Below are 11,159 nucleotides of genomic sequence, written 5' to 3' on the forward strand. Positions count from 1 at the left end.
CCGCGTCGAACGCGACGAGCGGCCAGCCGCGTCGCGCGCACAGCGTGCGCAGCGCGCGGGCATGCGACTTGTCGGCGAGCGTGGCCACGAGCGCGGGTTCGGCGGCCGGGTAAAGCATCAGCGCCGCGCGGATCGCGGCATCGAGTTGCGCGGCCGTCACGCCCGCACGAAAACCGATGCCGAGTGCGACACGCATCATGCGCCGCCGCCGAGCGCGGCCCGTACCGCGGGGTCGTCGGCGAACGCCGCGACGCGGCCGATCACGACGATCGCCGGCGAACCGATGCCGGTCGTGCCGATGCGTTCGACGAGCGTATCGAGCGTCGCGAGCACGTGGCGTTGCTCAGGGCGCGTCGCATTCTCGATTGCGGCGCACGGCGTCTCGCCGGGCAGGCCGCCATCGCGCAGCGCGGCGGCGATCGCGTCGAGCCGGCGGATGCCCATGTAGATGACCATCGTCATGCGCGTGGCCGCGAGCGCGCGCCAGTCGGGTTCGTCGGCGCCCGCGCCGTGGCCCGTGACGAAGATCACGCCCTGCGCGTCGCCGCGCTGCGTGACCGGGATGCCGATTGCGGCCGGCGCGGCGATGCCCGCGGTGACGCCGTTCACGACCTCGACCGGGAATCCCGCCGCGCCGAGCGCGGCCAGCTCCTCGCCGCCGCGGCCGAACACGAACGGATCGCCGCCCTTGAGCCGCGCGACGCTGCGGCCCGCGCGCAGATGCGCGAGCATCGCGGCGACGATCGTCTCCTGCGGCGTCGACGCATGACCGCCGCGCTTGCCGACGTGCTCGATGTGCGCATCGGCGCGCGCATGGCGCAGCACGTCGGGATTCACGAGATCGTCGACGAGCAGCACGTCCGCCGCGCCGATCGCGTGGACGGCCTTGAGCGTCAGCAGGTCGGCGTCGCCGGGGCCGGCGCCGACGAGCCACGCGCGGCTCATCGGGCGCGGCACGGCGCGCACCGTGTCGTTACAGTGGAAAAGGGCAGGCAGGCGGCACAGGGGCGGCCAGCGGACAGGTATGCCATGACGGATCGAACGAAGCCCGCGCGGGCGCGGGCGAAATGCGCACCTTGTCCGTCCCCCGCGGATCGGGCGTTCGGCGAGCGTCGGGCTCGCCCCTTGCGTCGGCCGGTATCCGGGCTGGCCGCTTGCCAGGCCGCAGCCTTCCCGCCCGGCTGACGGGCAGTGGCATCGTGGGCGGCCTGGGCGCGTGCGCGGTCAAGCGCGTCGCGCGGGCGGCGTACCGTTGCGGGGACAGCACAGGCCGGGCGGTGGTCCGCCTCCTGTTTCCCGTTTAACTGCACGCGCGGAATGCGCATGCGGGCACCGAACGCGGCGCATACGATAGCACAGCGCACAGCGGGCACGGCGCCGGCGAACCGGGCCCGTATCCGTTCGGCACTCGATCCGGCGGCGATGCGTTGCCCAGCCGTAATATTGGTGTGCGATCCTCTGGCCGACGCCGCAACCAAGGCGCGGGCTTCGGGGCGCCGGTCGCACGAGGCTGACGAAATCCATACCAAAATCGCCTCGCTCTGCCGGACCTGCAGGGCGATGGCCACTACATCGCAAAGCGCCGCGCCTATGCCGAACGTACGCAGGTGGACAATCTCCCATGGGGCCGGCCATGCACTCGCGATCGGCGTGCTGGTCGTTTCGGCGGGATTGGCGTTCGCGGCATGGCCGCAGATCACGAAGATCGTGCTGGCGCGATCGGTTGCCGCGCTGGGCATGCAAGTCGTGCAGCGGATCGACGTCGTGTTCGATTCGGCGGCCAGGACGCTCGCCGACGTGGATGCCTCGCCGTACGCGGCCTGCTCGCCCCAGGATCGGCGCCTGTTGCGCTCGGCTTCCGTGCAGTCGAAGTACATCAAGGACGTCGGACGCCTGTCGGGCCCCGATCTGCTCTGCACGACGATGCTGGGCGTGCTGCCCAGGCCCTTTGCTCCGAAGCGGCAGCCATTCCGGCTGACCGAAGCGATGTCGGCCTTCTGGACGGTGCCGTTGTTGTCGAGCCCCGACACGCTGGGGCTGGTGGTCGCCGGGAGGAGGGCGAACCTGCTGATGGATCTGGACGCCTTCAGGGTGCCGCCGCCGCCGGGTCTGCACTACGTGATCGAACTCAAGGACCACCCGGCCGCGCTCGTCATCGGACTCGACAAGCGCGGCGTCCCGGGGTACGTCGACGCCGGCCAGGTGCCGGGGTTTCGGGACGGCAAACCATTCTGCTCGGCCCGGGTGCCGCTGTGCGCCATCGTCGTCGTGACGCCGCAGGCGCTCGCGAGCGCCTGCGGCGCGCCGCCTGGCTGCTGGGGATCGCCGCCGGCGCGGCGGGCTGCTGCCTGGGGCTCGGCGCGCTGATGCTGCACCGACGCTGGGCCGCGCTTTCGGCCCAGATGCGTCGAGCGCTGGCAAACGGGCAATTCGTCCTGCGCTATCAGCCGATCGTTGCGCTGGGCGCGCCACCGCGGATCGTCTCCGCCGAAGCGCTGATCCGCTGGACCGACGGGCCAGCCGCCCCCGACGTGTTCATTGCCGAGGCCGAACGCACGGGCATGATCGTCGACGTCACGGCGTTCGTCGTGCGCACGGTCCTGCGGGAGATGCGCGTGCTGTTCGACAGCAGGCCGGACTTTTGCGTCACCCTCAACGTCAGCGCGCCCGAATTGCGGGACGGCAGCCTGATGGCGACGCTGAACAGCTGCTGGCCGGCCGGATTGTCGCGCCGGCATGTCGGCATCGAACTGACCGAACGGTCGACCGTGGAACTGCCGGAAATCGTGCCGGCACTGCGGCAATTACGCGCGCTCGGGCATCCCGTCTACATCGACGATTTTGGCACCGGCTACTCCAGCCTGAGCCTGCTGCAGCATCTTCCGATCGACTACATCAAGGTCGACCGTTCGCTGCTGCCGGTCGCGCCGCGGCATGACGGCACTTCGTTCATTCCGGAGATCCTGGCGATTGCCCGCCGGCTCGGGGCCGGACTGGTGTTCGAGGGCGTCGAGACCCGTGAGCAGGCGGACATGCTCGACATCCCCGGGCAGTCGATCCGTGCGCAGGGCTGGTATTTCGGGCGTCCCGATACCGTCGAAGCGCTGCGCCACGCGATCGCCGAGCAGTCGCCGGGAGCCGGCTGAGCCGCTGGTCCGGAAAGCCGGCCGCGACGTGCGCTCGCACGGGCTCGCGGGCCGTCGTCTTGACGCTCTCGGCCGGCCCGCCTACACTCGCACGCGTTTTGGTGCTCGCGCGTGCCGCTCCGGCGCGCGCAGTTAAACGGGAAACAGGGAGCCTGCCTGCACCGCAGTCGAGCCAACCTGTGCTGCCCCCGCAACGGTAAGCGAACGCGTCGTGCCCGGCACGACGCAGCGCCGCTTCGCCGCATGCCTGCCGCATGCGGACGACCGCCACTGGATGCCGCGCATCCGGGAAGGCGAAGCGGCGTGTTCGTCAGCCCGGATACCGGCCAGGACGTTGGATCCAGCGCCGCGGGGAGGCGGCGCATCGTCCACGGCCGCAGTACGCCCAGACGTCCGAACGTTTCCCGCTTCCTCCGCCGAACCGTCCGCGGCATGCACGCGCCGGCGCGGCGTGCGACAGGCGGCGCGGGCAGGGCACGCGGCAGCCGTGTTGGCATTCACCCTGTCGACCGTTCGCAAGGGAGCATCATGCTCGACTCGTTCTTCCGCCTGTTCAACGACAGCCCGTCCGGGCTGCGCGGAAAAATCGTCGCGATCTATTCGCTGCTCGCCGCGTTCAACGTCGCCGCGTGGATCTGGGCCTTCGTCGCGTTTCGCGACCAGCCCGTGCTGCTGGGCACCGCGCTGCTCGCGTACGTGTTCGGGCTGCGCCACGCGGTCGATGCCGACCATATCGCCGCGATCGACAACGTCACGCGCAAGCTGATGCAGGGCGGCCGCAGCCCGCTCGGCGCGGGCCTGTTCTTCTCGCTCGGCCACTCGTCCGTGGTGATCGTGATGTCGGTGGCGGTCGCGCTGACCGCGGCGTCGCTCGCGCGCTTCGAGAGCGTGAAGACCTGGGGCGGCGTGATCAGCACGAGCGTGTCGGCATTCTTCCTGCTGGTGCTCGCGGCCGCCAACCTGCTGATCCTGATCTCCGTGTACCGCACGTTTCGCGCGGCCCGCCGCGGCGAGGCGATCGTCGATGCCGATCTCGACATGCTGATGAACCAGCGTGGCGTGCTCGCGCGCCTGTTCCGGCCGCTGTTCCGCCTCGTGTCGCGCAGCTGGCACCTGTATCCGGTCGGCTTCCTGTTCGGCCTCGGCTTCGATACCGCGACCGAGATCGCGCTGTTCGGCATTTCCGCGACGCAGGTGCAGGGCGGCATGTCGTTCTGGTCGGTGATGGTGCTGCCGGCGCTGTTCACCGCGGGCATGACGCTCGTCGACACGACCGACGGCATCCTGATGATGGGCGCGTACCGCTGGGCGTACGTGCGGCCGATCCGCAAGATCTACTACAACATGACGATCACGTTCGTGTCGGTGCTGGTCGCCGCGCTGATCGGCGGCATCGAGGTGCTCGCGCTCCTCGCCGACAAACTCTCGCTGCAGGGCCCCGTCTGGGCATTCTCGACGCTGGTCGCCTCGCATTTCGGGATGCTCGGCTACGTCGTGATCGGCCTGTTCCTCGCGTGCTGGATCGTATCGGCCGCGATCTATCGGCTCAAACGCTACGACGAGATCGACGTGACGCTCTCGGCCTGACCCCCTCATTCGACACAGGACCTACCATGACCCTACGCAAGCTTCCCGTCACGATCGTCACGGGCTTTCTCGGCAGCGGCAAGACGACGCTGATGCGCCACATCCTGCAGCACGCCGAAGGCCGCCGCATCGCGGTGATCGTCAACGAATTCGGCGAGCTCGGCATCGACGGCGAAATCCTCAAGGGCTGCGGCATCGGCTGCGAGGATGCCGACGGCGCGCAGGGCGAAGCGGCGGGCCAGCTGTACGAACTCGCGAACGGCTGTCTGTGCTGCACCGTGCAGGAAGAGTTCTATCCGGTGATGGAAGCGCTCGTCGAGCGCCGCGCGGACATCGACCACGTGCTGATCGAGACGTCGGGCCTCGCGCTGCCGAAGCCGCTCGTGCAGGCGTTCAACTGGCCGACGATCCGCAACAGCTTCACGGTCGATGCGGTCGTGACGGTGGTCGACGGGCCGGCGGCCGCGAGCGGCCAGTTCGCGGAAAACCCGCAAGCCGTCGACGCGCAGCGCCGCGCCGATCCGAACCTCGACCACGAATCGCCGCTGCACGAGCTGTTCGCCGATCAACTGTCGTCCGCCGATCTCGTGATCGTGAACAAGGCCGATCTCGTCGGCGACGCGGAATTCGCGCAGATCGAAACCGCGATCCGCGACGAAATCCCGCCGCAGGTGAAGATCGTGCGCGCGACGCGCGGCGAGCTCGATCTGGCGATGCTGCTCGGCCTCGAATCGGCATCGGAAGACACGATCCACCTGCGTCACGACCATCACGGCTCGGCCGACGACGGCGATCACGATCACCATCACGACGATTTCGACTCGGTGGTCGTGTCGGGTGACGCCGGTACGCGCGAAGCGACGATCGCCGCGCTGCAGCGTGTCGTCGAAGCGCACACGATCTACCGCGCGAAGGGCTTCGCCGCGCTGCCCGGCGCACCGATGCGGCTCGTGATCCAGGGCGTCGGCCGCCGCTTCGACAGCTATTTCGACCGTCGCTGGCAGGACGGCGAAACGCGCGCGAGCCGCTTCGTGCTGATCGGCGAGGATCTCGACGCGGCCGCGCTGCAACGCGCGTTCGACGCCGCGTGCGCGGCCGAGCCGCAACAGGCGTAACGCACGATGCATCTGCTGCGCACCACGCCGGGCGGCTTCGTCGACGATACGCAGGGCGTCGTCCGGATCGACCAGCAACCGGCCGACATCGTGATCCTCAGTTCGGCCGACACGACGCTGTCGCTGCTCGCGAGCGTCGTGCCGCATCTGCCGGCCGGCTTCCCGAGCGTGCGGCTCGCGAACGTCACGTTCCTGCGGCAGCCGGCGTCGGTCGATTTCTACGTCGACGACGTGCTGCAGCACGCGAAGTCGGTCGTGATCGATCATCTCGGCGGCGAGGCGTACTGGCCGTACGGGATCGAGCAGGCCGTGTCGCTCGCGTCGAAGCGCGGGCAGTCGCTCGCGATGTTCTCGGGCGACCTGCAGGAAGACCCGAACCTCGTCGCGAAGAGCACCGTCGCGCCCGACCTGTGCCGGCTCTGGTGGCGCTACCTGCGTGAAGGCGGCGTGCACAACGCCGAGGCGCTGCTGCGCAGCATCGCATTCCACACGCTCGGGTTCGGCGACGAACCCGAGTTGCCGCGCCCGCTGCCGGCCGCCGCGCTGTATCACCCGGCCCGCGACCGCGCGAGCGTCGACGACTGGCGGTCGCGCTGGACGCCCGGCGCGCCCGTCGTCGCGATCCTGTTCTATCGCGCGCACTGGCAGGCCGCGAACACGGCCGTGTTCGATGCGCTGGCCGATGCGCTCATCGACGCAGGGCTGAATCCGCTGCCGATCGCGGTCACGTCGCTGAAGGACGCGGTGAGCCGCGAAGTCATCACGCAGCTCTGCGACACGCACGACGTCGCGCTCGTGCTGAACACGACCGCGTTCGCGGCCGGCGCGATCGACAGCCCCGAGCACGACGTGCTCGCCGGCGACGCGCCGGTATTGCAGGTGATCCTGTCCGGCGGCAATCGCGACGCGTGGGTGGCCGACAACCAGGGCCTGCATGCGCGCGACATCGCGATGCACATCGCGCTGCCCGAGGTCGACGGCCGCATCGTCACGCGCGCGGTGAGCTTCAAGGGGCTCGCGTACCGCTGCCCGCACACCGAGGTCGACGTCGTGCGCTACCAGCCGGATGCCGAGCGGATCGCGTTCGTCGCGGCGCTTGCGCGCGGCTGGTGCCGGCTGCGCACGCTCGATAACGCCGACAAGCGCGTCGCGCTGATTCTCGCGAATTATCCGCAAAGCGAAGGGCGGATCGGCAACGGCGTCGGGCTCGACACGCCGGCGTCCGCGCTGCGCGTGCTCGCGGCGCTGCGCGACGCGGGCTACGCGGTGGCCGATCTGCCGCCCGACGGCGACGCGCTGATCGCGCGGCTCACCGAAGGCGTGACCAACGATGCGGCCGTGCATGCGTTGCGCCCCGCATTCCAGAGCTTCCCGCTGGCCGACTACGTCGCGCGTTTCGCGCGGTTGCCGACGGCCGTGCGCGACGCGCTGAACGAACGCTGGGGCCCGCCCGAAGCGGACCCGACGCTGCGGCAAGGGCGCTTCACGATCGCGGGCTGGCGCGCGGGCAACGTGTTCGTCGGCATCCAGCCGTCGCGCTCGCGCGGCGAGAACGACTACGCGAGCTACCACGACGCGGATCTCGTGCCGCCGCATGCGTATCTCGCGTTCTATTTCTGGCTGCGCGATGCGTACCGCATCGACGCGGTCATCCATCTCGGCAAGCACGGCAACCTCGAATGGCTGCCGGGCAAGAGCGTCGCGCTGTCCGACGCGTGCTGGCCCGACCTGACGCTCGGGCCGCTGCCGCACCTGTACCCGTTCATCGTCAACGATCCGGGCGAGGGCAGCCAGGCGAAGCGCCGCGCGCAGGCGGTGATCATCGATCACCTGATGCCGCCGCTCACGCGCGCGGAAAACTACGGCCCGCTGCAGGATCTCGAGCGGCAGGTCGACGAATACTACGAAGCGCTGATGGTCGATGCGCGGCGCGCGAAGCTGCTGCGCAAGACGATCCTCGCGACGATCGCCGAGCATCGTCTGCATGACGAACTGAGCGTGTCGCCGCCGCGCGATACGGACGACGAGGACGCGCTGCTCACGCGCGTCGACGCATGGCTGTGCGAACTGAAGGAAGCGCAGATTCGCGACGGGCTGCATGTGTTCGGCGAGTCGCCGGCCGAGCGTCAGCGGCGCGACACGCTGCTCGCGCTCGCGCGCTTTCCGGTCGGCGACGGCAAGGGCGCACGCGCCGGGCTGATCGGTGCGCTGGCGCGCGATCTCGCGCTCGGCGACGATTTCGATCCGCTCGCGGCCGACTGGGCCGCGCCCTGGGTTGGCCCGCGTCCGGCGATCCTGCAGGCGCTCGACACATCGCCGTGGCGCCACGCGGGCGACACGCGCGAGCGGCTCGAACGGCTCGCGCAACAATGGCTCGACGGGCTGTGCGCAGCGGATGGCGGCGACACCGGCACGGACTCGACACCGCCCGGCGATTGGCCGCACACGCTCGCGGTGATCGAGCGCGTTCGCGCGACGCTGCTGCCCGCGCTCGACGCGTGCGGCGGCGAGGAAATGCGCCAGCTGCTGCGCGGGCTCGACGGCCGCTTCGTGCCGCCGGGGCCGAGCGGCTCGCCGTCGCGCGGCCGCCCCGACGTGCTGCCGACCGGACGCAATTTCTATTCGGTCGATACCCGCGCGGTGCCGACGCAGGCCGCGTGGTCGCTCGGCCTGAAATCCGCGCAGCAACTGATCGAGCGCCATCTGCAGGATCACGGCGACTATCCGCGCGCGATCGGCCTGTCGGTCTGGGGCACGGCGACGATGCGCACGGGCGGCGACGACATCGCGCAGGCGCTCGCGCTGCTCGGCGTGCGGCCGAAATGGGCGCACGGCAGCCATCGCGTGACCGACTTCGAGATCCTGCCGATCGAGATCTTCGACCGGCCGCGCATCGACGTGACGCTGCGCGTGTCGGGCTTTTTCCGCGACGCGTTCCCGAACCTGATGCACCTGTTCGACGCGGCCGTGCAGGCGGTGGCCGCGCTCGACGAGCCCGAGGAGCTGAACCCGGTCCGCGCGCGCATCGAGCGCGAACGCGAGAAATGGGTCGCGCAGGGCGTGGCGCCGGACGAAGCGCGACGCCGTGCCGGCTGGCGCGTATTCGGCGCGCGGCCGGGCAGCTACGGCGCGGGCCTGCAGGACCTGATCGACCAGCGCCGCTGGCAGACCGACGCCGATCTCGCCGATGCGTACCGCCAGTGGGGCGGCCATGCGTATGCGCAGAACAGCGCGGGCGACGCCGCGGCCGACGTGTTCGGCGAGCGGCTCGCGACGATCGACGTCGTCGTGCAGAACCAGGACAGCCGCGAGCACGACATCCTCGATTCGAACGACTACTACCAGTTCCAGGGCGGGATGACGGCCGCCGTGCGGCACCTGTCCGGGCAGCAGCCGAGCATCTATCACGGCGACCATGCGAACCCGGTCGCGCCGAAGATGCGCACGCTGCGCGAGGAAATCGCGCGCGTGATCCGCTCGCGTGTCGTCAACCCGAAATGGCTCGACGGCGTGAAGCGTCATGGCTACAAGGGCGCGGCCGAGCTGGCCGCGACGGTCGACTACCTGTACGGCTATGACGCGACCGCGCGCGTGCTGTCCGACCATCAATACGCGCTCGTCGCCGACGCGTACCTGTTCGACGACGCCACCCGCGCGTTCCTCGAACGCCACAACCCGAAGGCGCTGCACGGCATCTGCGAACGCTTCGTCGAGGCGATGCAGCGCGGCCTTTGGCAGCAGCCGGGCGACTATCGCGAGCGGATCGAAGCGGTCTGGCTCGCGAGCGAACAACTCCAGGAAGGGGGACGGCGATGACCGATCCGACGACGCACCGCGCGCGCGCGGTTTTTCCGTTTGCGGCGCTCGTCGCGCAGGATGCGCTGCAGCAGGCGCTGCTGCTCGCCGCGATCGACCCGTCGCTGGGCGGCGTGCTCGTGAGCGGGCCGCGCGGCACCGCGAAATCGACCGCAGCGCGCGGCCTTGCGGAGCTGTTGCCCGAAGGGCAGTTCGTCACGCTGCCGCTGTCGGCGAGCGACGAGCAGGTGACGGGTACGCTCGACCTCGCGCATGCACTCGCTGAAAACGGCGTGCGCTTCCGGCCGGGCCTGCTCGCGCGCGCCCATCTCGGCGTGCTGTACGTCGACGAAGTGAACCTGCTCGCCGACGGTCTCGTCGACACGCTGCTCGACGTCGCCGCGAGCGGCGTGAACATCGTCGAGCGCGATGGCGTGTCGCACGCGCACGATGCGCGCTTCGTGCTGATCGGGACGATGAATCCGGAGGAGGGTGAACTGCGTCCGCAGTTGCTCGACCGCTTCGGTTTGATGGTCGAGCTGGAGAACTGCTTCGACGCCGCGCAGCGCGAGCGGATCGTGAAGGCGCGGCTTGCATTCGATCTCGATCCGGATGCATTCCGCGCACGTCATGCGTCCGCGCAACGCGCACTCGGCGACCGGATTCACGCGGCCCGCGCACGGCTCGCGGCGCTCGATTTCGACGATGCCGTCCATGCGCGCGTCAGCGCGCTGTGCATCGACGCAGCCGTCGACGGGCTGCGTGCCGATCTCGTGATGCTGCGCGCGGCGCGTGCGCTCGCTGCGCTGGAGCAGGCCGATGCGGTAACGGTGTCGCATGTCGAGCGCGTGGCCAACGCGGTGCTGCGGCATCGTCGTCACACGGCCACACCGCCATCGTCCGGCGCGCCGCAGCAAAAGGACGACCGTGACCGTCGTCCTTCGCCCGACGCACGCGATCGCCCCAACGATTCACCGGGTGCCGCGCAAAGCGACGCCGCGTCATCGCAGGGCGACTGGGGCTACCTGCCGCCCGAGCCGGCCGGGCTGCGCAACGTGAAAAGCGTGGTGCCGCTGCCGCTAAAAAAACGCTGAGCCATCGAGCCGGCGCCGCCGCGAACACCGTTCGCGGTCCTCGATGGCAATCAGGCGCAGCCGCGCGCGTGCCGGGCACGGTGCGCGCGGGCACGGCCGTGGCGTGGCCGGCGACGCTCGCCGCGAAGCGCGGCGGCCCGCTGCATCGCGACCATCTGCGTTTCCGCCAACGGGCCGGCGCGCCGCACGCACTGCATTGCTTCGTGCTCGACTGTTCGGCGTCGATGCTGTCGCACGAGCGGCTCGCACTGGCGAAGGGGCTGATCGTCGCGTATTTCGACCAGGCCGCGCGCGACCGTGTCGAAACCGCGCTGATCTGTTTCGGCGGCAAGGGCGCCGCGCGGCGCTTCGGCCCGGCCGTGCCGCGCTGGTGGAATGCGCGCTGGCTCGAACCGGTCGAAGGCGGCGGGATCGGAAGAGCA

General features: G+C 70.1%; 8 protein-coding genes, 1 pseudogene and 2 riboswitches. Of the genes and pseudogenes, 7 read left to right on the forward strand and 2 right to left on the reverse strand.

The features are described 5' to 3' along the window. The coding region (locus tag G3N96_RS35090; RefSeq protein WP_206140035.1) for a cobalamin biosynthesis protein at window positions 1-199 on the reverse strand (199 nt) is incomplete at its 3' end. Then, window positions 196-945 (reverse strand): uroporphyrinogen-III C-methyltransferase, encoded by a 750-nt coding sequence (cobA, locus tag G3N96_RS35095; protein ID WP_206140041.1) that lies wholly within the window; start codon window positions 943-945, stop codon window positions 196-198. The genes cobA and G3N96_RS35090, both read right to left, overlap by 4 nt. A 169-nt stretch (window positions 946-1,114) precedes the next feature. Next, window positions 1,115-1,352: riboswitch (cobalamin riboswitch) on the reverse strand. Here cobA and G3N96_RS35100 point away from each other — a divergent pair. From G3N96_RS35100 to G3N96_RS35130, 7 genes and pseudogenes are all read left to right on the forward strand, one after another. Further along, on the forward strand, window positions 1,324-2,367 hold the full coding sequence (locus G3N96_RS35100) for a CSS-motif domain-containing protein (RefSeq protein ID WP_206140036.1): 1,044 nt from the start codon (window positions 1,324-1,326) through the stop codon (window positions 2,365-2,367). Its footprint overlaps the riboswitch before it by 29 nt. Beyond that, window positions 2,367-3,146, forward strand: coding sequence for an EAL domain-containing protein (locus tag G3N96_RS35105; protein WP_206140037.1), 780 nt, complete (start codon window positions 2,367-2,369; stop codon window positions 3,144-3,146). Before G3N96_RS35100 ends, G3N96_RS35105 begins: the two co-directional genes overlap by 1 nt. A gap of 82 nt (window positions 3,147-3,228) precedes the next feature. Further along, window positions 3,229-3,492: riboswitch (cobalamin riboswitch) on the forward strand. Between the two features lie 182 nt (window positions 3,493-3,674). After that, a complete protein-coding gene (locus tag G3N96_RS35110; RefSeq protein WP_206140038.1) occupies window positions 3,675-4,733 on the forward strand; it encodes a HoxN/HupN/NixA family nickel/cobalt transporter in 1,059 nt (352 codons plus the stop codon). Window positions 4,734-4,759: 26 nt separating this feature from the next. After that, a complete protein-coding gene (gene cobW, locus G3N96_RS35115; protein ID WP_124584387.1) occupies window positions 4,760-5,848 on the forward strand; it encodes a cobalamin biosynthesis protein CobW in 1,089 nt (362 codons plus the stop codon). A gap of 6 nt (window positions 5,849-5,854) precedes the next feature. Next, window positions 5,855-9,664, forward strand: a complete 3,810-nt coding sequence (gene cobN / locus G3N96_RS35120) for a cobaltochelatase subunit CobN (RefSeq protein WP_206140039.1) — start codon at window positions 5,855-5,857, stop codon at window positions 9,662-9,664. Continuing rightward, a complete protein-coding gene (locus G3N96_RS35125; protein WP_206140040.1) occupies window positions 9,661-10,737 on the forward strand; it encodes an ATP-binding protein in 1,077 nt (358 codons plus the stop codon). Before cobN ends, G3N96_RS35125 begins: the two co-directional genes overlap by 4 nt. A 68-nt stretch (window positions 10,738-10,805) precedes the next feature. Beyond that, window positions 10,806-11,159: pseudogene (locus tag G3N96_RS35130) on the forward strand (magnesium chelatase); the annotation flags it as partial.

The organism is Burkholderia sp. Se-20373 (assembly GCF_017104705.1).
Classification (GTDB): Bacteria; Pseudomonadota; Gammaproteobacteria; order Burkholderiales; family Burkholderiaceae; genus Burkholderia.